Below are 23151 nucleotides of genomic sequence, written 5' to 3' on the forward strand. Positions count from 1 at the left end.
CTCCTAAGTTCTATTCGTTTTTCCCAGGCAATAAAGAATTATTTTTCTCCACTTTTTGACTTGGCATTAAGTCTTGTGTACTACCAGTAACTACTTTTTGACCTTCTTTAAGTCCACTTAAAACCTCAACGAATCTATCATTCATCAAACCAATTTCTATTTCAACAGCCTCAACTACTCCATCATCGTTTAATACTTCTACTTTTTGTTTATAATCATCCTCAAATACTGATTCAATTGGTACTAACAATGTATCTTCTGATTTTCCAGCATCAACAAAACAGTTTGAATTCATACCAGGTCTAAGTCCGTCACCACCGGTAACACTAATTTGAACACGATATACAACTTTTCCATTATCAGTATATTGATACATTCTACCAACTGTACCTTCAAATTTTTTGTTAGGTAAAGCATCTACTGTTACTTCAACACTTGAGCCAACTTGAATATAGTTAACATCTAAATCACTTACTTGAGTGTAAATATCCATTTGATTAGCATTATAAACTTCAACTATTTGTGAACTCCATCTATCGGCATTTGCAGACACCTCAAACTCATCCCCAACGTTATGTCTAATATAAGAAATTATACCGTCATTTGGTGCATATACAGTCAAATCTTCGCCAAAAGTATTTAGTGAAGCTACATCTTGTTGTAATTTTGATAATTCATCCTGCATCGTTTTTATATTATCTATCGTTGCTTGTAAGTCATTTGTTACATCATTACCAGCAATTCTTACAATTGGTTGACCAGCTTTAATCATTGCATTATTTTTGACAAATACTTCTGTTGCAAGATATGTTTTATTTTCGCCCAAAATATAATTTACTTTTGATTCGTCTAAATAAGATTCAACTGTTCCTACATATTCTAAAGGAGTGGATGCCGAACCATTTGTATTTAAATAAACACCTACACTTGAATCCGACTTAATTAATCCGGGATTTTCAACCTGAATAACACCGGTATGTACGTAATAATCCTTTGAAACATCATGAAACCCATCACCCTTAATGTTAGGTACTTTTCTTGTAATTGTTGTGGTTGATGGATTTTCTTCTAATTCTGTTATTTCAGCTTCATAATATCCTTCATAACCAATAAATGATATTAAAATTTTATTATCATTTGCTACAAGCATAGGGTATTCATCAGGTTTAACCATAAATGATATCTTAAGTGTACTATCATTTATAATATTTGCAATATAATAATTTGTAATTTTTTCTCCCTCTTTAACTTGTAAATCTGTAACCTTGCCATCAATCGGAGCAGATATAACTATACCATCTGATGGATTTACATCATATACGCTTGAAATATCTTTATTTACTTTTAATCCTAATGCTTTTACAGCCTCATTAATTTCTTCTTGTTTTTTATGTATTAAATCATTCTTATCAGAAATTAATTTTGGTAAGTTTGTAGATGATAATCTAACAATTTTGTCACCTTTTTTTATAGCATCATTTTCACCAACAAAAACTTCTTCAACTTTAAAGTTCATACTTGCTTCTAATCCTTCAATTGTAGGAGCTGAAATTGTTCCTCCGTAGTTTGCTTGCAACTGCCCTGTAATATTTACACCTACTTGTATATCACCTCTTGTTACATCTTTTGTTGCATAAACTGGTCCTGAATTTGTTTCAGTGTCTTCAGGCAAAAGCTGTAAACAAGTAAAATATCCTCCTGCAAAAACTAGAGCAAATACTATAACTATTGAAATAATTTTTTTAACCATTATACCCTCCTTTAGTTTCTTTTATCAGAAACTATCTCTCCATCTACTAGTCTTAATGTTCTGCTTCCAAAAGCAGCTATGTCTTCCTCATGTGTTACTTGAACTATTGTTATGCCTTTTTCTTTGTTAAGCTCAGTAAATAGTTCCATTATTTTATTACCTGTCTTTGAATCTAGTGCACCAGTTGGTTCATCTGCTAAAATAAGTGCTGGACTACCTGCTAAAGCTCTTGCAATAGCAACCCTCTGCTGCTGACCACCAGAAAGTTGACTTGGCAAGTGATGCATTCTTTCTTTAAGTCCTACCAATTCTAAAGATTTTTCTGAAAGTTCTCTACGCATTTTGGCATTCATACCCCTATATATCAATGGTATTTCAACATTCTTTTGTGCAGATAAATTAGGTAATAAATGAAAATTTTGAAATACAAATCCCAAAAATTCATTTCTAATTTCAGACATTTTTCCATCGCTAACTTTATTTACCTTGTGACCAGCTAGTTCATAGAAACCAGAATTAGCTTTGTCTAAACAACCTATTACATTTAATAGTGTTGATTTTCCAGAACCAGATGGACCCATAATTGAAACAAATTCACCACTAACGACATTAAAATTAATGTTTTTTAATGCTTCAACCTGTATTACACCAGATTTATAAAGCTTAACTATATTTTCCATCTTTATAATATCCATACTTTTCCTCTTTCTGCATTATTTATAACTACTACTATTTTACTTAGACGTAATATTATATTAAAAGTTTCAAATTTTACCGATTTATTTTTATTTTTTTTATTTTTTATTTTTCTACATCAACTTTTATTGAATCCACCCAAATTTTATTATTGCCAATGTATTCGATATAAAGATTAATTCTGTCCACATCTCCAGTAATAACAGTTGCAGTTTTTACTGACCAAACATCATCATAAATTTGAATTTTACCACTTTTACTATCCACACGTACTCCATCCTTATATACTTCTACAACAAGCTTAGCCTCAACATCTTTTTGAGCTTTGAACATTGCAGATATAACTACTTGATTATTTTGCATTAATCTATATTTTTCATTTTTAAAGTCTATAACCGCAAACAGAGAATTAATGTTTGACTCAGTACTATTTTCAACTACTAGTGATGCATTTCCCTCGTTATAATTATCCGTACTTTCTTTAGCATATGGTCCAGTATAATTTATACTTTGTAAAATATCTTTGCTCAAGAAATCAGAAAATTCTCCAGAAAAGTCACCGTTTTGTTGTGTACTGTCTGATTGATCACTATCATCATTAGTTTGGCTATTGTTTGAATCATCTTCATTTGATGAATCATCATCTTTGTTATCTTCGTTATTATCTATACCTGTATTTTCACCCTGTGTATCTTGACCCAAAGTAGGTTCATCTTTATTATAAAGACTGTTTATAATAAAAAAGCTGAGTACTAATACTGCCACAATACAGATAGGTACAATTATTTTCAAAGCCTTATTACGATTATTATGATTTACTATTTCTTCCTTTTTATCATCTGCTTTATTAGAATTATTTAAGTAAATATCGATTATATTTTGATTACTAACATCTTCTTCTATTTCACCAATTTCTTTTTCTTTAGAACTTGAATTATCTTCATTATTTTGATTATGTAATTGGTTGTCCACATTTTTTTCAATGTTTGTATTCTCATTATCCAAAACTGTGCCTTTAACTGGGTTATCATTAATTATTTGATTACAAGTTATATTTTCATTTTCTAAAGAATTTATGTCAGCAAGCTTTGCAATAGTAGACGGTCCTTCAATTTTACAATAAATCATCCCGTATACAGGAGAATTAATTAATTCTTTTAATATATCCTTTGGATGAAAATAATCTCTTGTTAAGCATTTTACTATAATCTTTAAAATATCAGGTGGTATTGAATCCGAAATATTGTAGTCTACAACTTCCTCCTTAGAAAATAAATAATGAATCAAATTACCTAAATTTTTATATGTAAAATTATCTGATAAATCATACTCGTCCTTAAATTCAAAATAGCCATTGAATATCAGCTTATTATCCTCTGTAACACTTAAATTATTAATATTCAAAATTTTAAACTGAAGTAAATCGCTTGTATTGTAAATATTTATAAATAGATTTATTAATTGCTCAGTAATTAAGAATTGTTGCTTTAATGTTAAATCTTTATTATCTATATATTCTTTTATCATAGTTTGATTTTTAAGACTATGAGGTTTACTTACTATATACAATCTATCTTCTGTCTTATATGTTCTTTCAATATTGGAATCTAAATTATTAAGAGTATTAATATCTATCAATTTAATAAGATTTTGATTAATAATTGTATTATATATATAAATTTCTTCTGTTTTCTTATCTTTACATTCAACTATTCTTTGACAATCATTTTCATATAATATTTTTATTATTTCCAAGCTACTATCCATTCTTTCCTCCTCATAATAAGTCTAATATGTATTTATTAATTTTTTGTGAACAAATTTATTAATATTCTTTATATTAGTTATATTTTACCACAATTAATTGAATAAATTAAGTAGTATTTTATTAAATTTACAAAAATACTAATTTTATTTAAAAGGTATATGTTTTATTCCATTTTTTATATCTTCATACATTTTTTTCGGACTAATACTTATTGGTAGTTTACTTGAAATTTTAGACATCTCAAATGGTTTAGTTTTTTTAAAGCTATACTCATCAATATCAGCTAGTTCAGAAATAATAGGATATTGCCTACAATTAAATACTAAGGCTTCTCCTCTTTGCTTATTTAATCTTTGAAGCTGTGAAATTGAAATAAGTGGAGTTTCATATTCAAAGTTGTCTCCATAGTGGAGTTTACCACTTAATTTACTTACCTCTTCTAAAAGAAGAACTTCTTTACTTGCCAAGAACACCCAATTATCACAATTTCCTTTTATAGTCTGCGCATCATCATTATATTTCTTTTCTAATTGATGTACGCTCTGAATTACTAAGAAAAATCTCATATTACGACTTCTTGCTGCTGTAATCATTGAAGGCATATCCGGAAGTGCTGGAAGGTTTGCGAATTCGTCTAAAACAAAATTAACTCTAATATCGAGCTTTCTACTTTTATTATTTTGTGCTTCTTGTATTAACGTTTCATAGCATTGTTTTACAAAGGTTGTGGCAATAAAATGATATGTACTTTTCTCATCTGGTACAATAATATATATCGCTGTTTTTTCTTTTCCAATTTTTCTAACATCAAAACTATTACTTGACATGTTCCTTATAAGTTTATCTTGAGTCATAAAAACCTGGATAAGAGTAAATAACGTAGATTGTATATCCCCTCTTGCCTTATCACTTGAACCACTAATACCAAAATAGTTTAAATAGGCTATATTTTCATTGTCGGCTTCATTCATTAGTAAAGTTAAATAATTTTTATTATCATCATTTGTGCTACCATTCGGAATATTGAACATAAAATTATCAGTAGTCTTTGAAAATTCAACACAAAACCTTGTGAAGGTTTTAAGATTGCATTCCTCTTCACTACACTCATCAAGCATTAAAAGCAATATGGCAGTTGCTACAGAACGTGCAGCATTTACCCAAAATAAATCCTTAGTATTTTTAGTAAGCGGCTCAGATATTACATTTACAAAATCATTTATTCTAGCTACTGCATCATCTGTATACCCACTGTGATATAATTCATAAGGTAGAGCTAATGGATTCCAAGTATCCCCAAAGTTTAAATCTCTATAATTTAAAACAACAACATTATAGCCATGATCATTCACAAAACCTGAAGTATGATCAAACAGTTCGCCTTTTGGATCTGTAACGACAAATGATTCTCCAGCTCCTGCCATAATATTTATCATTGGCATGCAAAACAAGCGTGATTTTTTAGAACCAGTTGAGCCAAAAATCAAACTATGAGTATCTGTATTGTCTACCCATACATTATTACCATCACTAATTATAGGAAGTCCTGCAGCTGAATAGTTCTTATCTGTAATTTTTATAAAAGATGTATTTGCTTTTATTTCATTAATATCTGCCCATCTTGTTTCTTGCTGTGATTTAGAGTATTTGGTGAATTTATAATATTCATCATTCATTATTTATGTCCCCCAAATCCTATTCTTTTTATTGTTATTATTTCTTTCATACTTTGAACATACTCTCCATCTTTTGAATACCTTGAGATTTTAGTTGCATTAATCTTTTCGTCTTTAAATTTTTCTGACATGCAAATTTCAAATACAATATCTTGACACATCCTATTTATAGTTTTGTAGCCATCAAAATATTTAAACGCTTTTAGTTCTTCTACTGATTCTTTTATTGTATTAACTGCATCTTCTGTAAATTCTAAGCCATACTTACTTAATTTATCTATGATATACTTTGTTAAATCATTTGAAGATGGATAATCTAATTTAACTCTTCTGATTCTAAAAAAAGTTGAAAGTATATATTCAGCCTCTTTTAATTCATCTTCGGTAAAATTCTCAGCAATGAAAATTATACAAACTCTATCATCAATGCTTGACAAGTACTCCATTATTCTATTAAAATAAATTTCTTTATAGTGATTTTTCCATGCACTTATATCTAAGGCAAGCAATCCACCATATTCACATCTAAAACCCGCTTTAGTATTAACTTCTCTAATTAATCTGGTTAACTCCATTAATTCAGTTCTAGGCTCGCAATAGTCTAATAAAAATTCAAAATACTTTACATCACCGTAAAAATCTATTAACCTAACAGAATTTAAGTATTCTGACAATAATTTTAATAAATGCGTCTTTCCAGCACCCGAACGTGTATCCCACAATAAATCTGGCAATACTATGACCATATCATCTGGAATTTTTTTCAAATTAGTTGATACCTTGTGAAATTGTTTCAATAATTTTTTAATATCATCTAACCCCGGCATTTCCATTATTTGATTATAGTATGGATTATTTTTCATATATTTCCCCTTGTTTAATTTATAAGTTTCTATTTTTTGACATTTATATTAATTATAGTATGTTATAATATATATATCAAGTATTAAAAAAAGTTAAGATTTTACATAGAAGGATGTAAATATCCAATTACTTTTCAAAAAAAAAGATTAAGATAAACATCATCTTAATCTTTTACTTATTATCATCAACTTTATATTCTACATCTTCAATAATTTCTTTACCATGTAAATCTTTTTTTGTCTTTTTACTTTCAGTTGTATTATCTCCATAATACTTTTGAGTTTTATTTTGAATCATATGTAAAGTAAAAATAAGTACTACTAAGTCATCTATTAATGAGAATCCCAAAATCGGAAATGGAATTAAATCTATCGGACTTATAATATAAATGGCAGGTAAAATTATCCACCATTTGTCTCTTAGTGGTATGTTTTTGTCAAATAAAAATTTAATCATTAATCTCAATCTCATAAAAATACTCATTTTAAATATCCTTTACGATATAAATTTTACACTACTTATTTTTTTTCTAAGCTTTTGTTCAAAATTTCTTGATGCTGTAATACCTGTTGTGTTACCTATAACAATATGTGTTATATTCTTATCCATTGCAAAATCTACTAAAGATGCTATTACATCCTTTGACCTCTTAATCACTAAATCTGCACCCAACTCTTTAGTTATCTCAAATAAATATTCTAGAGCATCACCATCACTTAAATTAAATAAAAGTTTGTCATTTTCATTTACAACGTGAATTACATATAATGCATTATTGTCATCAATTAAATCCTTTTTATACAACTCATACCCAGTTCTTATAAGTTTTTCGCAAGTTCTCTGTTGTGTCACACAAACCATTATATTTTTTTGCATATTATCTCCTTATTTTAGGAATTATATTTATTCATCCAATACTTTGTTAATAATTAAACAATGAATTATACATTCCTCATGTTTGTTACTATTGACTTATAATTTCATATACATTATATATTATTTCTATTTCTTTTTCAAGATTATTAAAATAATAATCTTAAATAATATATATATTAAGTCAGTTAATTTTCATTGTAATATACACAACTATATGTATGTATTATAACATTCCAATCTTTAAGAAATATTTAAACTAAACAAAAGATATTTAAACATAAAAAAAAACTAAGAATATACTATAATAATCCTTAGCTTTTTCCCTTTGGCGGGAATATGTGGGAATCGAACCCACCTAGGACGCTACTAACGCCCAACACGCGGTGTTGAAGACCGGGGAGCACACCAGCACTCATCTACTCCCATTACTTTGATAATATAACATATTTCCCTTGTACTATCAACTGTTATTTTTTAGTAACTTTCCACTTTTTTTGCTTACTACTTACTTCTTATTTCTAAAATAATATCCTGAGCCCCATTTTGTCAGTATATATTCATAGTTATGTGAATCTTTTTCTATTTTTTCTCTTAGTCTTCTAATATGAACATCTACTGTTCTTAAATCTCCAAAATACTCATATCCCCAAATTATTTCTAAAAGCTCCTCTCTTGAATAGATTTTACCTGGATTTGTAGCAAGTAAAAGCAATAAATCAAATTCCTTTGCAGTCAAATTAATATTCTTACTACCAATGCTAACTTTTCTACCTAATGTATTAATTACAAAATCATCTGCAAGTATTGTTTGCTCATTTGGCTTTTGGTTATTAAATTTAGTTCTTCTGAGTATTGCTTTTATTCTTGCTTTTAATTCTAAAATATTGTATGGTTTAGTTAAATAATCATCCGCTCCGTATTCTAAACCTAAAATTTTATTCATATCTTCATTTTTTGAACTTAAAATAATTATTGGTATATTATATTTTTCTCTTATTTTTTGGCATACTTCCAAACCATCAAAATCAGGTAAGATCAATTCTAGTATGATAATGTCAAATTCTTCAGTTGCAATAATATTTAGTGCCTCCTTACCTTCAAATACAGATACAACTTCATATTCGTCCTGTTCAAGGCTATATTTTAAGTTTTTAACTGAAATAAGTTCATTATCTACTAACAGTACCTTCATAATATATTCTCCTAATACTTCTCGATTTGCATTTATAGTATTTTATAACAATTTATAACATTTATATATATTATCATAACTAATTAATACTTATTTTTTACAATTTTGTAGGATAGTTGTTACAAAAATTAAATTTTTATCATAATAGTACATTTATTTCATCTTATTTGTCAAGTATTTTAATAATTTAAATTGAGTTTAGTTAAGCTTGTTTAAAATTCTATCATTTTCGATTCTTTTCGTAAATTTTATGCTATCAAAATATTCAAGTAGTGATATTGCTGATTTTCTATTTGTATTAAGTATATCCCTACACTCACCTGCTGTTATTTTACCATTTTTCTCTAAGTATTCTGTGATACATGTCTTGGTATTTTCAATGATAGTTGATGATGTAAATGTATCTTCGCAAACTTTTACAATTTCTTCTGTATCAAGTAATAAATTTAGTATATCCTCTAAACTAATGTTATCACTATCCAAAGCTAGTATTTCGCTTAATCTAACAAAATCCAACTTAGATTTATTTATTAAATTCACTATTTTTTTATAAAGTACATTATATTTATCGTCTTTTTTTATGATATATTCAGCTAAAAATAAATAATCTTTAAATTGACTGATTAGATTTTTGTTTATCATATTATTTATTATTTCATCAAAAACATTTTGCTTTAATTTTAAAAAGAATTTACTTTTTATTTCAGATTTTTTAATACCATATTTATATGGGTTTGCAACATTATAGTCTCCGATAAATTTGCATATTTCATCCTCTATCTGTCTTTCGTATCTTTTATGCCATATATACCTATCTTTTTTTAATTTGAATATAGTTATTTTGCCTTCTTCGTCAAGCTTCTTTATATTTTCACTCATTTCTTCTAATGAAAGCGCTGTGATTTTAGCTAGTTCACCTATAGTTGGTATGTTTTTGCTATTTTCAAGAATTATATTCTCTATAACATCTGTATGAGAACCTTGTTCTTTAATCTTCAAAATTTCAATTAATTCATTATCAAATCTCTTTTTTTTATTTGGAACTGGCTCTATTATTTCTCCTCCACCAACTGTCTCCATAGGTGAATAAAATCTTACAATAAACTTGTCCCCTCTTCTAACCGCTATTTCCTCTTCAAGTCTTAATTGAGCATAGCAGCTTTCTCCAGGAGATAGCAATTCTTTATCTAATAAAACAATCCTACACAATACTTCGCTTGTACCAGTATAAAGATGTAATCTACTCCTATTTTCTATAATACGCTTTGAAGACTTTAACAAATTAATTTTAACATCAAGCATCATAGTATTTTTCATACTATTGATAGGTGCTAAAACACAACCTCTATATAATTCCTTTTTTTTGATATTTGATAAATTTATAGCTGCTCTTTGACCTGCAAAACAACATTCCATATCAATTCCGTGTACTTGAATATTTCTAACTCGACATACTTTGTTTACAGGATAAATTTCGAGTTCATCACCTTTTTTTATTTGTCCTGAAATCAATGTTCCAGTTATAACAGTACCAAATCCAGAAATAGAAAATACTCTATCAATAGGTAATCTAGGAATAGTAGTAATATCTCTTTCTTCTAAATTTTCACTTGTAAGTTCTTGAATTTTATTTATCAACTCATCAATTCCTTGTCTTGTTACAGAGGATACCTCTATCATGGGTGAATCTTTAAAAAATGTATCTTCTAATTCATCCTTTATATCATCCTTAACAAGCTCTAACCATTCTTTATCTACCAAATCACATTTCGTTAAAACAACTATACCATTTTTAATACCAAGTAAATTCAATATATTTATATGCTCCTCAGTTTGAGGCATAATACCTTCATCAGCAGCTATAACTAGTAAAACCAAATCCATACCGATAACTCCAGCCAACATATTCTTTATAAATTTTTCATGACCTGGTACATCGATTATACCAATTCTGTTTTTGTTTGGAAGATCAAAATAAGCAAAACCTAAGTCAATAGTAATTCCTCTTTTTTTCTCTTCTTCCCATCTGTCTGTGTCTTTTCCTGTCATTGCTTTTATCAGAGTTGTCTTTCCGTGATCAATATGGCCCGCAGTACCTACTATAATATTCTTCATAAATAATTCCTTCCGTTAAATAAATGCATTTTTTATAGTCTGTGAAAGTATTTCTATTTCATTTGTAGCTATTGTTCTCATATCTATTATGGCCTTATCATTAGCAATTCTAATAATAACTGGGATTTGAGAATTTCTAAGCCTATTTTCAAAAATTTGTGTTGTAATACTATTAGGTTTTATAGATATACACTTACTTTTTATTCTTTCAAGTGGTAATGAACCACCACCTATTTGTGATAAACAATCTTCTATTTCTATCGTTGCCTTTTCTTTACAGCCAGATAATTTTGTCATCAAACTTTCTGCTTGCTTTTCTATCTCTTTAATATCTCTTGTAATCATTGAAAGTACAGGTATATTTTTTATAGCACTTTCTTCATCTAGGTACTCATGAAAAACTGCTTCTAATGCTGTTGCTGTGAATTTATCTATCCTCATAGCACGAGTTAACGGGTTTTTCTTCATTTTGTTAATTAAATCTTTACGCCCAACAATAATTCCTGCCTGTGGGCCTCCAAGTAGTTTGTCGCCACTAAAGCATACTACATCAGCACCATTTCTTATTGACTCTTGTACAGTAGGCTCATAAGCCAAACCATATTTACTCAAATCTATCAAAACTCCACTCCCTATGTCCTCGATAACTGGCAAACTGTGTTTTTTACTTAATTCACTAAGTTCCTTGATTCCTACAGACTCTGTAAATCCAACTATTCTATAGTTACTAGTATGAACTTTTAGGAAAGCCTTCGTTTCCTCTGTTATAGCATTTTCATAGTCTGATAAATGTGTTTTATTGGTTGTACCAATCTCTACGAGCTTAGAACCACTTTGAATCATAACATCTGGCACCCTAAAAGAACCACCTATTTCAACTAATTCTCCTCTTGATACTATTACTTCATTGCCTTTAGCCATAGTACTAAGAATTAACATTACTGCTGCTGCATTATTGTTAACTGCCATACATGCTTCAGCCCCAGTTATTCTGCATACAATATCCTCGAAATGAGAGTATCTTTCTCCCCTCTCGCCTTTTTCAATATCATACTCTAAATTAGAATAACCTGTAACAATTTCTTTAATTCTATCCGCTATTTTTTCAGATATTATAGCTCTTCCTAAATTAGTATGTAAAATAGTTCCTGTACCATTTATAACCTTTTTCATGTTTAGTTCAGTTATTTTATTAACACTTTTTACTATATCTACGATTAGATTGGCTATTCTTTCTTCTATAGCTTGTTCACTGTCAGAATTGGTTATGAATTTTCTCAATTCATCAGTTCTTTCCCTAATAATTTCTATCACTAAATCTCTATCATTTTTTTTAATAATATTCTTTATTCTTTCATCTTCAATAAGTATATCTACTTTTGGAATATTTCTAAAATAAGCATTCTTATTCATTATTTAAATTATCCTTTTCTCATGTTAATTGTGTAAATTTATATATTTATCCTGTTTTTCAACAACCTTTCCTATTATTGAAAATTTCGTATCAATACCTGATTTTTCTAAATCATTTATAATACTTTCGGCTTCATTTTCATTAACACTAACTAAAAGTCCACCTGATGTTTGTGGGTCAAACATTACATCTATATATTCTTCTTTTACTTCATTATAGTTAACTTTACCCTTAAAGTATGCTTGATTTTTATATGCCCCAGCAGGTATAAGCCCCATCTGTGCATATTCAATAATATTTGATATCATTGGAACATCTTTTATATTTATATCGAATGTAACATTGCTACTTTCAGCCATTTCAATGCCATGACCTATCAAACCAAACCCTGTTATATCAGTACAACTACTAATATTGTATTTTTCAAATACTTCTTTTGCTTTTTTATTTAAAGATGTCATAACAATTATAGCTTCATCTACAATCTCTTTTGAAGCCATATCTGCCTTTGCTGCTGTGTTTACAATACCAGAACCTACCTGCTTTGTTAAGATTAATACATCACCTGGTTTCGCTCCATAATTCTTAAATATTCCTTTTGGATTTACAAATCCTGTCACACATAATCCATATTTCGGTTCATCATCCTCTATCGAATGTCCACCTGCCAATGTAGCACCTGCTTCAATAACTTTGGATGCTCCACCACTCAATATATCAGCCATAACTGACGGATCTAGGCAATTTGGAAACCCAATAATATTTAAAGCAAGTCTTGGCTCTCCTCCCATTGCATATACGTCACTTAATGAATTTGCTGCTGCAATTTGTCCAAATACATATGGATCATCAACTACAGGTGTAAAAAAATCTACTGTTTGAATCATTGCTATTTCATCATTTATTTTATAAACTGCTGCATCGTCAGATGTTTCTAATCCAACTATTAATTTATCATCCTTAAATTTAGGTAACTTACACAAAACTTGTGCAAGGGTCTCAGGACCAATTTTAGCTGCTCAGCCAGCAGTTTTTGTCATTTGTGTTAATCTAACTTCTTTTTTGCTCATAAATGTACCACCTTATAATATATTTAATCGACTTTTATAAAGTCTTTTATATTTGCAAATCTTTTTTCGCCTATTCCACTTACATTCATAATTTCTTCAATACTATTAAACTTATGTTTATTTCTATATTCAATAATTCTATCTGCATATGATTGACCTATACCATTTAGTGTCATAAGTTTTTCTTTCGAAGCAATATTAATGTCTATTTTATTGGTAATGCTTTTGTTATCTTCACAATTATCATTAGTTTTGCTGTTATTTTCAATAAACTTTATTTGATCTACATCATCATCCATATTTGGTAAGTATACCTTATCTTCATCCTCTAAAACTTTAGCCTTGTTTATATTCTGTGATATATAATCCGAATTTGCATTTTCTGTAATTCCACCAGCCATTAGTATTAAATCATCTACCCTTGAACCATATTTCAATTCATACACACCTGGATTTTTAATTGCACCACCAATATCAACTTTAATGGTTTGCTTTTGTTTTTCAGTATTTTCACTGTCTTCAATGTTTTTTTCTTCAATTTCACTATTACTTATAGATTCTACTTGTTGCTCTTCCTTAGATATATAGTACCCCACAATCGTTATTATAGCAATAATTATTAAACATAACAATACTAATCCTTTTTTATAAATATCATTTTTCATACATACCCCTCCCTAAAACAAAATTCCCATCTAATTATACACAATATTATAAAAAATTACAAAAATTTTAATTTTATTTTTATAATTTTTCTGGTATAATATTGTTTGTGTGCAATTATTGTACATACACACATTAATATAGGAGCTAATTAATGAAAAAAAAATTTTTTGCTTTTTTTATACTTATATCATTACTATTATCTAACTTAACCAACATATACGCTTTAAGTACTAGTTGTGAAGCAATTTTACTATTCGATTTGAAAACACAAGATGTTTTATATAAAAAAAATTCTGATGTAAAAATGTATCCCGCAAGTATAACAAAGATAATGACTGCTACATTAGCTTTGGAACTTGGCAAGTTAGATGATGTCATAACCGTTGATGATAAAACACCATTTGAAATTTATGGCAGCCACGTAGCTCTTGAGCCTGGTGAGAAACTAACTCTTAAAAATTTACTATATGCACTACTGCTACCTTCTGCAAATGATGCCGCCGCTGTTATAGCAAAGCATTATGGTGGAAGTATCGAAGGTTTTGTAAAGCTAATGAATGACAAAGCTGTTGAATTAGGTGCTACAAATACACATTTCGTGAATCCACATGGATTACATGATGATAACCACTATACAACAGCACAGGATTTGGCTAAAATTACTACATACGCTATGAAAAATGAAACATTTCGTGAAATAGTTAAAACTCCAAGGTATGAAATACCAGCTACTAATAAAAAGGAAGCCAGAAAAATTATAACTACTAACAATTTATTGTTAAATACTTCCCCTAATTATCTGTATATTGATGGAAAATATGTAACTCGTGAATACGAGGGTACTCTAGGAATTAAGAATGGATATACTTATGAAGCTGGTAATTGCTTAATATCTTACGTTAAGAAAAACGGATTGTCGCTTGTTGCAATTGTACTAAAGGGTACTGGAGAACAATTGTACACAGATACGCATAATTTACTTAATTATGGATTCAACAATTTTAAAATTGTTAATATAGTAAATGCAAATGAATTTGTTGATGAGATTTCTGTTTTAGATGATACAAAAAAAATACCAGTAGTTACTGAAACAAGCGTAAATATAGTACAAGCAAAAGATAGTACCTCGAATTTAACACCCAAAACTACAATATATAAAAATATTTCTTTACCTATAGAAAAAGGCGATATAGTTGGTAAAATTGAATACTTTAAAGATGGCAAATCTGTAGCGTCAACTAATGTTGTTTCTACTACAACAGTCAATCCTAAGTCTGTAACTACAAATACAATAGGAAATGAAGATAAATCCAACACTACTAAAACAATATTAAGTATTTCATCTGGTTTGGTTATAGCATTCATAGTTTTTGCTATTTATAATAGAATAAGAATTAATATAATTAGAAAAAGAAAGAAAAAACAACGTGCTAAAAGAAGAAAAGAATATTTAAATAAATAAAAATCCGGCTATTAGCCGGATTTTTGTTTATTTCCAATTTTTAATTCCAAATTCTTCAGAATCTATAAATTCACCTTCATTCCAAAGTGTATCTAAATCATAGATTTCTCTTTCATCCTTATGGAATACATGTACTATAATGTCACCCATATCTATAAGTATCCATCTACCAGTATTCATTCCTTCTTTGTGGTATACCTCACAGCCTGCTTGCTCAGCTTTAAACTCTACCTCTTCTGCAATAGCCTGTGTTTGTCTATCACTACTACCATTGCATATCACAAAATAATCACATACTGAACTAACTTTTGAAATATCAATTACTGAAAAATTGTATCCTTTTTTATCATCACATGCTTCTAATATCATTTTAATTTTGTCTTTTATATCTACCAATATTTCCTCCTAATAATAAATATTATATATTTATTATATTTTATTTATTGCATTTCAGATACTCCAAGGTATCAATTGATTGTTTGTCTATTTCTATATCTTTAGATTTTAAATATGAAAATGTATTTTCCAGTGATTTAATAATTGCATAATCTATATCATTATACACTAATTTTCTTAATTCTGCTACACCATAATAATGTCTATTTGGCTCAATTTTGTCAGAAATATATATTATTTTTTCAAGCATAGTCATGTTTTTTCTTCCAGTTGTATGATAAAGTATGGCATCTAAAATTTCTTTATCTTCAATATTATATTCTGTGTTGGCTAACTTACTACCTAAAGCAGCATGTTCAAGAGAACCTATATTTTTTAGTTTCCCGCAATCATGTAATAATCCAGCAATAGAAGCCTGTTCAGTGTCCACACCATAAAATAATGCTAATTCTTTTGCTGTATTCATAGTATTGTTACAATGAAAAAACAATTTTTCTCCAATTTGAGTTTTTAATTTTATTTGCATTTGTTCTATATCCACCATTTTAACACCTCGTTAAATTATTAGACATATAATTTGTTTTTTAGTATGTAATCATTAACTGAATCTGGTAATAAATATCTAACTGTTTTACCTTCTCTAACTCTTTGCCTAATTTGAGTAGAAGACAAATTAATATCATGTCCATTTAACAAAAATATTTCTCCACCTAAATTATTTTTGATTATATTAATTTTATTTACTAAATTTTCATCTACATAATTAGGTCTGTTTACAGAAACAAATTTACATAATGACAATAATTCACGTGGTTCTTTCCATGTTGGAAGCTCCAAAATAGCATCTGTACCTGTAATAAAATAAAACTCTATATCAGGATGATTTAATTTTAATTTTCTAATAGTATCTACAGAATAACTTACATTGCTATTTAAAACTTCTAAATCACTAACTAAAAAATTAGGATTATTTGATACAGCAAGCTTTGTCATAGTATATCTATGAAAAGCATCTATATTAATATTTTGTTTATGCGGTGGTGTTCCGGTAGGCATGAATAAAATTTTATCTAATTTAAAGTTATCCAAAACCTCTTCTGCTATAAATAAATGTGCATAGTGTATCGGATTAAATGTTCCACCCATAATACCATATTTTAATGTTGACATATTAACATCTCCTAAGTAAATTGCGATTTTTCTGAATTTTTATTATATATCATCTATTTAAAATATGCAAGATTGATTTTTAGATGACTATTTAACAGCATTGTAAATTATACTTAATTATTTTTAATTTTTCTGTTCTTGATAATATTATATAAAATACCGGTTGACCTAATTATAATTGTTATACCTATTGATATAAATAAGTCAGTCGCTCTAAGTTTTAAACTATTTATCAAAGCTAAAGAATTATAGGTAATCAATGCAAATAACACTATATTTATCAAACTATAATTTCTTTTTATATGGCTTTGTTTTACTTCATTTATCCTATCCATTAAACCATTTTTTTGATTATAATACCCTTTTATAAAACCTGTGTAAGATATATAAAGTATAACAAATGATAGTGCCAAAGCTGTAATAATAACACCATATATATTTTTATTAAATGCAAAGACAACACAAATACTAATAAAAATTGGTGTTAATACTGTTTGAGTAAATGAATCACCCAGACCTGATACAACTCCCATCATGCTTCTTTTTAGTGTATTTATATCTCCATTGTATTCATTTTTAGAAAACTTTTCTTCAAGTGATATGACATAACCATGTATAGGTGTTCCCAAATTAGGCTCGGTATTAAAAAAATCTGTATAATATATTATTCTCTCAAGCCTTTTTTCTTTATCTATATATAATATATTGATAATATTTTTCATACAATGTGCAAATGCAAGTCCTTGCATTCTTTCAAAATTGTAGCAAGCATGAGAAAAATTCATCCATACAACCCAAGATTTTAATAAATCTTTATATTTTATAGTATAATTATCATTTCTATTAGCTTTTTTAATCAATTTAAAATCCTTATACATTAAGTATAATAAAAATCCAATGCATAAATAAAGTATACTAATTGATTTTGTAAAAACTAATACTAAAAGAGCAAATACAAATATAATAAGTAAATTTATTTTTTTAATTTTTTTAATATTTGAAATTATAAAATTAAAAACTAAAACTAAACCTATTAACATCAAAATGTAAGTAAATACACCATAGCGTAAGTTTATTATTACCATTAGTAATTTAATAATTACATAGCTAACTAATATAATAATTACACAAGACAATAACAAAAGTAACTGTGGATATAATACATTATATAGAAATATATTTGCTTTTTTATTGGCAGCTTTTTTAGAAAATTTACCAACAAAACATATATTCACCTTTAAACGATACTTCCAAATTAACACTCCTATAAATCCAACTGGCCATGCTATTGCTAACGCCTCTAACACTCCAATTTTTAATAAAATAGCACTTATAGCTGCTATTATTGCAGACAAGCATGGATCACCCTTTAAACTTCCACCAGTTGACACAAAATCTAAATATACTACATTTACAAGTGCTCCTACTAAAAAACCCGTTACTGCGTCACCAAATATTGCTCCAGCAAGCCCACCAGCAATTACAGGCCTATATAATGTATAATACCCTACTCCAAACGTCCAAGATGTACTACTTCCTAAAAAGTATATTAAACTAATTAATATGAAATTTACAATATTCATAATTAACCCTTCAATAATTCACTAAGAATATATTTTTTATCATTTGGTACCATCTGTATTTCCAAACTGCATTTTTTACTTTTATCAAGCTCAATCAATAAATTTTTTTCTTCATCATTTAGTGATATAAAATTCAAATATCTTGTTCTATCATTATTAAATCCTAATCCGCCAAGATTTATTCTATTAATATCAATATTATTATTAATTAAAATACAAAGGTTAGAAATTTTTTTGGTAAGAATTAATATCTTTTCACCATTTGTTTGTTCACTTAAGTATGATATAGATTCATTAATTGTTAAAATATTTACTAAAATATTATCAGGAGCTGTAGCTTTGATTAGTTCCTTTAAAAATTCATCTTGTGCACTTTCATCGTCTATAACCAACACCTCGTTTACATTTAATTTAGGTATCCATGACACTACAACTTGACCATGCAACAATCTGTCATCTATTCTTGCCAAAATAACATTTTTCATTAATTTAATCCTCCGCTTTAGTCAAATGTAAATCTTTCATTTACAAACACTATACTTTTCTTACCATTTTTTATTACCTTTTGCGCAATTTCCTCTATTGAATATGAAGTTCTATTAATTGCAATATCTATAAAAAGAGGGAAATTAATTCCTGTTAGATGATAAAAATTATTGTTTTTCATAAGTTTTGCTACTGCATTGAATGGGCTTCCACCATACATATCAGTAAACACTATCAAATCATCTTTATTTAGTCTTTCAACAGCTTCCTCTACACATTTTACTAGTTCATCATAGCTTTCACCTTTATTAAATGAAATTGATTCAGCATTATCTATCTTTCCAATAACCAATTCAGCGCTTTTAAGTAGCTCTTTTCCGAAATTTCCATGTGTCACTATTAATATATTTATCATTACATTTATCCTCCTGTATGTTTGTTTGATTTCTCAGTTATTCAAAATTTATTATAACATATAATTTCTTTTTTTAAAATTTAATGTTATAATAAATTATAAAAATATTTTTTTGACAATTTAGGAGGTTATATGTGTAAAGATAATTGTAAAAATAATTGTAATGATAGTAACAAGAAACAAACTGAGCATTATAAATTTTTTCAAAACAGAGAATGTGAATACTTTCCATGTCATAAAACTGATGATATAGAAAACTTTAACTGTCTATTTTGTTATTGTCCATTGTATATGCTAAAGGACAAATGCGGTGGTAATTTCGTTAAAAACCACGATGTTAAAGATTGTTCAAATTGTTTAGTACCTCATGCCAAAGGTTCATATGAAAGAATAATGTCTAAAATGAAAGAAGTTTTAGATAATGGTAGTGATTTTTAATACATACAAAGGGAGGTAGTAACACCTCCCTTTTATACATTTATTATGCAATTATTTTATATTAATTTATTTTCCTGAAAAATATTCTAAAAGTCCAGAATATATAGCCCATGCAACTTTTTCTTGATATTCTTTCGTACAGAGTAATTTGCTTTCAGTTGGATTTGAAACAAAACCACATTCAACTAGCACTATTGGTTTTGTCGCGCAGTCAATAATTCTAACGTCTCTTTTTATTTGAGGTACCCTATTGTTATTTTTGTCTAAAATATTTTTCATATTCTTTTGTATAATTTGTGCCGCTTTTTTACTATTTTCGTCCTTTGCTTTGTAAAATGTTTGTGCTCCATAGTACTTATCCTGTGAAAAAGCATTTAAATGTATGGATACAACAATATCGGCATTTGAATTATTGATTAATTCTACTCTATTCTTTAAGTCTTCATTTTTCTTTTCTCTAATTGTTGTATTTGCACCTTGATTATACAAAGCATCATCTGTGTATCTTGTCATTTCAACATTAAAACCAGTACTATCTAAAAATGACATTAGGTATTTTGATATTTTTAAATTTAGAAATGCCTCGTGCTCTCCATACTTGTTAACAGCACCTGAATCAACACCTCCATGACCAGGATCTATTAATATGCTAATCTTATCTTCCACAACATCTACATTTGTTTTCTCTGTTTCAGTATTCTTATATACAAAATAAAACACTACATTTATTAACAATAATATAATTATGGCAATTAAAAATACTATATTAACACTTTCTAATTTTTTCTCCATTACTCCTCCAAAAAAAAAGATTAATTATATCTATAATTAATCTTATGAGACTTTAGCTAGGTTAATGTATTAAATAATATACTTACTATATATTATTTTTCTTAAGAAAATATACAAACATAGAAGGAAGTAAAATTCCTCTAATTACACTCGAAATAGTAAGTGCCCACCATATTCCATTTAGTCCACCAAATAATTTAATTAAAACTATCGCCATAGGAATTCTGATAGCTGTAAACACAACATTTATTATTGAAGGAACAGTAGTCCTTCCAAATGCAGCAAAAGCACCACTTGTTACAATTTCTGTGCACATAAATAATTGTGAATATCCAAGTATTCTCAAATAATCGATACCTAAAGGTAAAAGCCCTTTTTCAGGTAAAAATATGTAAAAAATCGGTCCTGGTAAAAAAACTAAAAGTGAGGTTGTAAATAATCCTAAAATTATACTGATTTTGATAGATGTATAATAACCTTCTTTAGCCCTTTCGTTGTTATTAGCCCCATAATTTTGAGATATAAACGAATTCAATGCACTGGCAAATCCATCGGCAGTCATCCAAGACATTGATTCAATCTGCGAACCTACTTTTTGCACCGCTATAGCACTTGAACCAAAATCAGCAATTATTCTAGCTATTATAATAGCAATAATTGTAAACATTGCACTTTGAACCCCTGGTGGCAATCCGATTTTTACTATATCATTTACTAATTTTGTCTTTATTTTAGAGAATACATTTAAATCTACAAATATTAAATTCTCATTTCTCATATAATGTACATACAATGAAAAAACTATTCCTTGAGCTAAAACTGTTGCAATAGCAGCGCCTATCACACCTAAGCTTGGTATAATGCCTATACCAAATATCAAAATTGGGTCTAATATAATATTTACAACTAAGCCTACTGAATTAACCAGAAATGGTGTTTTACTATTGCCCGTTGCTGTTATCAAACCCGTAATTATTTGATTTAAGAATGTAAAAACAAGACCAATACTAATGTATATCAAGTATATTCTTGCATCATTAATTACATCTATTTCAGAAAAATTAAAAAATCCTATAAGTGGCTTTGAAAACACAATCATAACTAAAGTATATAACAATGCCAAAATCGCACCCATTTGTATAGCAGTTTTTGTATAGTCCTTCGCAAGATTAATATCGTTAGCACCAAGTGACTGTCCAACCTTAACTTGTCCACCTATTCTACATAATGTTATTAATCCCTGTGATAGCCACATAAACATTCCTGCGGTACCTACTGCAGCTAAAGCTTTACTACCTACTCTACCTATCCAAATCATATCTGTCATATTATAAGCCATTTGAATAAGTGAAGTACCCATAATAGGAATTGCTAATTTCGTTAATGTCGATAATATGTTACCTTTTAATAAGTCAATTCTTTCTTTCATGTCTCCCCTTCATACGTTGTAAACTAAAAATTATTTTTTAGTGTTTAAAAATAATTAGTCCAATATCCTACTATTTTATAATCCTTTTAATGAATTTGATATAAAGTTTTTATCATTTTTAATTTTTATAAGTTTATTCAATAATATTTCTTTATCTTTATTTAAAGTACCTTTTAGTATTACATGATTTGATATATGGTTTGCTCTAAAAATACAGTTTGTTAATTCTAAATTCTTTAGCATTATAATGTTTTCTTCAACAATTTCTTTTGGACTAAGCAATATAAATCTCTTGTCCTCGATATCCTTCATTAAATCGGATTCTTTATCAAGAGTTAAGCTTAATAACCCAAAATAGTCAGGATTAATTGCTGAAATTACTCTTGCTGACTCTATGGCATGTTCTTGAAAGTATTTTTTTCCACCAAGTCCTGAAATTATCATACACGATAAAATATATCCTGTATTTTTTGCTTTTCCACAACCTTCAATCATCTGAGATGAGTTTGCGCCTTTGTTGACATAAGATAAAACATTGTCAGAACCGCTCTCAACACCTATATATAACATACTTAAGCCTGCTTCCCTTATAATTGCTAAATCCTTACTTGATTTATTTATTAAATCATTTGCAGAACAATAAGAGCTTATTCTTTCAATTTCAGGAAAACTTAGTTTAACCTTGTTTATTATACTTAATATTCTTTCTATTTTAAGGCACATAAAGTTTCCATCTGCCAAAAACACCCTTTTTGGCGGAGTCTTATAATAATCTTTTAATTTTTCAAGGTGCGAATCTATTTCTTCATCAGATTTAACCCTAAAGGGCTTATTTTTGTACATATAACAAAATCTGCACTTGTTATAAGAACATCCTTCTGTAATTTGAATAA

General features: G+C 28.1%; 23 protein-coding genes and 1 tRNA gene. 2 read left to right on the forward strand and 22 right to left on the reverse strand.

Annotation, left to right across the window (positions count from 1 at the left end):
• Window positions 1–10 precede the first annotated feature (10 nt).
• The 13 genes from JYG23_RS06085 to JYG23_RS06145 form a co-directional block, all read right to left on the reverse strand.
• Window positions 11–1750: an efflux RND transporter periplasmic adaptor subunit gene (locus tag JYG23_RS06085; RefSeq protein WP_207237599.1), complete on the reverse strand. Its 1740-nt coding sequence runs from the start codon at window positions 1748–1750 to the stop codon at window positions 11–13.
• Between the two features lie 11 nt (window positions 1751–1761).
• Window positions 1762–2445 (reverse strand): ABC transporter ATP-binding protein, encoded by a 684-nt coding sequence (locus tag JYG23_RS06090; RefSeq protein WP_305848859.1) that lies wholly within the window; start codon window positions 2443–2445, stop codon window positions 1762–1764.
• 106 nt (window positions 2446–2551) lie between these two features.
• A complete protein-coding gene (locus JYG23_RS06095; RefSeq protein ID WP_207237600.1) occupies window positions 2552–4213 on the reverse strand; it encodes a hypothetical protein in 1662 nt (553 codons plus the stop codon).
• Window positions 4214–4357: 144 nt separating this feature from the next.
• Window positions 4358–5890 carry a VirD4-like conjugal transfer protein, CD1115 family gene (locus JYG23_RS06100; RefSeq protein ID WP_207237601.1) on the reverse strand — a complete coding sequence of 511 codons (1533 nt, stop codon included), beginning with the start codon at window positions 5888–5890 and terminating at the stop codon, window positions 4358–4360.
• A complete protein-coding gene (locus tag JYG23_RS06105; protein WP_207237602.1) occupies window positions 5890–6753 on the reverse strand; it encodes a hypothetical protein in 864 nt (287 codons plus the stop codon). Before JYG23_RS06105 ends, JYG23_RS06100 begins: the two co-directional genes overlap by 1 nt.
• 172 nt (window positions 6754–6925) lie before the next feature.
• Window positions 6926–7237 carry a YkvA family protein gene (locus JYG23_RS06110; RefSeq protein WP_207237603.1) on the reverse strand — a complete coding sequence of 104 codons (312 nt, stop codon included), beginning with the start codon at window positions 7235–7237 and terminating at the stop codon, window positions 6926–6928.
• 12 nt (window positions 7238–7249) lie between these two features.
• On the reverse strand, window positions 7250–7630 hold the full coding sequence (locus JYG23_RS06115) for a universal stress protein UspA (RefSeq protein ID WP_207237604.1): 381 nt from the start codon (window positions 7628–7630) through the stop codon (window positions 7250–7252).
• Window positions 7631–7956: 326 nt separating this feature from the next.
• Window positions 7957–8054: transfer RNA gene (locus JYG23_RS06120), tRNA-Sec, on the reverse strand.
• A gap of 81 nt (window positions 8055–8135) precedes the next feature.
• On the reverse strand, window positions 8136–8822 hold the full coding sequence (locus JYG23_RS06125) for a response regulator transcription factor (RefSeq protein WP_207237605.1): 687 nt from the start codon (window positions 8820–8822) through the stop codon (window positions 8136–8138).
• Window positions 8823–9020: 198 nt separating this feature from the next.
• Window positions 9021–10937 (reverse strand): selenocysteine-specific translation elongation factor, encoded by a 1917-nt coding sequence (selB, locus tag JYG23_RS06130; RefSeq protein WP_207237606.1) that lies wholly within the window; start codon window positions 10935–10937, stop codon window positions 9021–9023.
• A gap of 15 nt (window positions 10938–10952) precedes the next feature.
• On the reverse strand, window positions 10953–12350 hold the full coding sequence (gene selA / locus JYG23_RS06135; RefSeq protein ID WP_207237607.1) for an L-seryl-tRNA(Sec) selenium transferase: 1398 nt from the start codon (window positions 12348–12350) through the stop codon (window positions 10953–10955).
• A 24-nt stretch (window positions 12351–12374) separates the two neighbouring features.
• A complete protein-coding gene (gene selD, locus JYG23_RS06140) occupies window positions 12375–13421 on the reverse strand; it encodes a selenide, water dikinase SelD (RefSeq protein WP_207237608.1) in 1047 nt (348 codons plus the stop codon).
• Between the two features lie 23 nt (window positions 13422–13444).
• Window positions 13445–14086, reverse strand: coding sequence for a helix-hairpin-helix domain-containing protein (locus tag JYG23_RS06145; protein ID WP_207237609.1), 642 nt, complete (start codon window positions 14084–14086; stop codon window positions 13445–13447).
• Window positions 14087–14238: 152 nt separating this feature from the next.
• On the opposite strand from JYG23_RS06145, the gene JYG23_RS06150 reads away from it, so the two are divergent.
• Window positions 14239–15549 carry a D-alanyl-D-alanine carboxypeptidase family protein gene (locus JYG23_RS06150; protein ID WP_207237610.1) on the forward strand — a complete coding sequence of 437 codons (1311 nt, stop codon included), beginning with the start codon at window positions 14239–14241 and terminating at the stop codon, window positions 15547–15549.
• A gap of 27 nt (window positions 15550–15576) precedes the next feature.
• Here the strand turns inward: JYG23_RS06150 and rsfS are convergent, their stop codons facing one another.
• The 6 genes from rsfS to JYG23_RS06180 form a co-directional block, all read right to left on the reverse strand.
• Window positions 15577–15945, reverse strand: a complete 369-nt coding sequence (rsfS, locus tag JYG23_RS06155) for a ribosome silencing factor (RefSeq protein WP_242631643.1) — start codon at window positions 15943–15945, stop codon at window positions 15577–15579.
• Window positions 15946–15985: 40 nt separating this feature from the next.
• The gene (gene yqeK / locus JYG23_RS06160) at window positions 15986–16489 is read right to left on the reverse strand and encodes a bis(5'-nucleosyl)-tetraphosphatase (symmetrical) YqeK (protein WP_207237611.1); all 504 of its coding nucleotides are present in this window, start codon (window positions 16487–16489) and stop codon (window positions 15986–15988) included.
• Between the two features lie 20 nt (window positions 16490–16509).
• Window positions 16510–17115, reverse strand: a complete 606-nt coding sequence (gene nadD, locus JYG23_RS06165; RefSeq protein WP_207237612.1) for a nicotinate-nucleotide adenylyltransferase — start codon at window positions 17113–17115, stop codon at window positions 16510–16512.
• Window positions 17116–17228: 113 nt separating this feature from the next.
• Window positions 17229–18698 (reverse strand): PTS system mannose/fructose/sorbose family transporter subunit IID, encoded by a 1470-nt coding sequence (locus JYG23_RS06170; RefSeq protein WP_207237613.1) that lies wholly within the window; start codon window positions 18696–18698, stop codon window positions 17229–17231.
• A 2-nt stretch (window positions 18699–18700) separates the two neighbouring features.
• Window positions 18701–19183: a PTS sugar transporter subunit IIB gene (locus JYG23_RS06175; protein ID WP_207237614.1), complete on the reverse strand. Its 483-nt coding sequence runs from the start codon at window positions 19181–19183 to the stop codon at window positions 18701–18703.
• Between the two features lie 17 nt (window positions 19184–19200).
• Window positions 19201–19599, reverse strand: a complete 399-nt coding sequence (locus tag JYG23_RS06180; RefSeq protein ID WP_207237615.1) for a PTS sugar transporter subunit IIA — start codon at window positions 19597–19599, stop codon at window positions 19201–19203.
• A 132-nt stretch (window positions 19600–19731) separates the two neighbouring features.
• Here JYG23_RS06180 and JYG23_RS06185 point away from each other — a divergent pair, with 132 nt between their 5' ends.
• Window positions 19732–20037, forward strand: coding sequence for a cysteine-rich small domain-containing protein (locus JYG23_RS06185; RefSeq protein WP_207237616.1), 306 nt, complete (start codon window positions 19732–19734; stop codon window positions 20035–20037).
• A gap of 66 nt (window positions 20038–20103) precedes the next feature.
• Here the strand turns inward: JYG23_RS06185 and JYG23_RS06190 are convergent, their stop codons facing one another.
• The 3 genes from JYG23_RS06190 to JYG23_RS06200 form a co-directional block, all read right to left on the reverse strand.
• The gene (locus JYG23_RS06190; RefSeq protein ID WP_207237617.1) at window positions 20104–20829 is read right to left on the reverse strand and encodes an N-acetylmuramoyl-L-alanine amidase; all 726 of its coding nucleotides are present in this window, start codon (window positions 20827–20829) and stop codon (window positions 20104–20106) included.
• 85 nt (window positions 20830–20914) lie between these two features.
• Complete coding sequence (locus JYG23_RS06195; RefSeq protein ID WP_207237618.1) at window positions 20915–22258, reverse strand: MATE family efflux transporter; 1344 nt, start codon at window positions 22256–22258, stop codon at window positions 20915–20917.
• A gap of 75 nt (window positions 22259–22333) precedes the next feature.
• Window positions 22334–23101, reverse strand: coding sequence for a radical SAM protein (locus tag JYG23_RS06200; protein WP_207237619.1), 768 nt, complete (start codon window positions 23099–23101; stop codon window positions 22334–22336).
• Window positions 23102–23151: the final 50 nt, after the last annotated feature.

It is taken from the genome of Sedimentibacter sp. zth1 (assembly GCF_017352195.1).
In the GTDB taxonomy this organism is placed as follows: Bacteria; Bacillota; Clostridia; order Tissierellales; family Sedimentibacteraceae; genus UBA1535.

What these genes read in the sequence shown, in the direction of transcription:
- nadD (WP_207237612.1), bottom strand. Translation starts at nt 17,115, where the DNA reads ATGTCAACATTAAAATATGGTATTATGGGTGGAACATTTAATCCGATA.
- JYG23_RS06125 (WP_207237605.1), bottom strand. Translation starts at nt 8,822, where the DNA reads ATGAAGGTACTGTTAGTAGATAATGAACTTATTTCAGTTAAAAACTTA.
- JYG23_RS06185 (WP_207237616.1), top strand. Translation starts at nt 19,732, where the DNA reads ATGTGTAAAGATAATTGTAAAAATAATTGTAATGATAGTAACAAGAAA.
- JYG23_RS06175 (WP_207237614.1), bottom strand. Translation starts at nt 19,183, where the DNA reads ATGAAAAATGTTATTTTGGCAAGAATAGATGACAGATTGTTGCATGGT.
- selA (WP_207237607.1), bottom strand. Translation starts at nt 12,350, where the DNA reads ATGAATAAGAATGCTTATTTTAGAAATATTCCAAAAGTAGATATACTT.
- JYG23_RS06180 (WP_207237615.1), bottom strand. Translation starts at nt 19,599, where the DNA reads ATGATAAATATATTAATAGTGACACATGGAAATTTCGGAAAAGAGCTA.
- JYG23_RS06195 (WP_207237618.1), bottom strand. Translation starts at nt 22,258, where the DNA reads ATGAAAGAAAGAATTGACTTATTAAAAGGTAACATATTATCGACATTA.
- JYG23_RS06145 (WP_207237609.1), bottom strand. Translation starts at nt 14,086, where the DNA reads ATGAAAAATGATATTTATAAAAAAGGATTAGTATTGTTATGTTTAATA.
- JYG23_RS06095 (WP_207237600.1), bottom strand. Translation starts at nt 4,213, where the DNA reads ATGGATAGTAGCTTGGAAATAATAAAAATATTATATGAAAATGATTGT.
- selB (WP_207237606.1), bottom strand. Translation starts at nt 10,937, where the DNA reads ATGAAGAATATTATAGTAGGTACTGCGGGCCATATTGATCACGGAAAG.
- JYG23_RS06105 (WP_207237602.1), bottom strand. Translation starts at nt 6,753, where the DNA reads ATGAAAAATAATCCATACTATAATCAAATAATGGAAATGCCGGGGTTA.
- JYG23_RS06115 (WP_207237604.1), bottom strand. Translation starts at nt 7,630, where the DNA reads ATGCAAAAAAATATAATGGTTTGTGTGACACAACAGAGAACTTGCGAA.
- JYG23_RS06170 (WP_207237613.1), bottom strand. Translation starts at nt 18,698, where the DNA reads ATGAATATTGTAAATTTCATATTAATTAGTTTAATATACTTTTTAGGA.
- JYG23_RS06085 (WP_207237599.1), bottom strand. Translation starts at nt 1,750, where the DNA reads ATGGTTAAAAAAATTATTTCAATAGTTATAGTATTTGCTCTAGTTTTT.
- JYG23_RS06090 (WP_305848859.1), bottom strand. Translation starts at nt 2,445, where the DNA reads ATGGATATTATAAAGATGGAAAATATAGTTAAGCTTTATAAATCTGGT.
- JYG23_RS06100 (WP_207237601.1), bottom strand. Translation starts at nt 5,890, where the DNA reads ATGAATGATGAATATTATAAATTCACCAAATACTCTAAATCACAGCAA.
- JYG23_RS06150 (WP_207237610.1), top strand. Translation starts at nt 14,239, where the DNA reads ATGAAAAAAAAATTTTTTGCTTTTTTTATACTTATATCATTACTATTA.
- yqeK (WP_207237611.1), bottom strand. Translation starts at nt 16,489, where the DNA reads ATGGTGGATATAGAACAAATGCAAATAAAATTAAAAACTCAAATTGGA.
- JYG23_RS06110 (WP_207237603.1), bottom strand. Translation starts at nt 7,237, where the DNA reads ATGAGTATTTTTATGAGATTGAGATTAATGATTAAATTTTTATTTGAC.
- JYG23_RS06200 (WP_207237619.1), bottom strand. Translation starts at nt 23,101, where the DNA reads ATGTACAAAAATAAGCCCTTTAGGGTTAAATCTGATGAAGAAATAGAT.
- JYG23_RS06190 (WP_207237617.1), bottom strand. Translation starts at nt 20,829, where the DNA reads ATGGAGAAAAAATTAGAAAGTGTTAATATAGTATTTTTAATTGCCATA.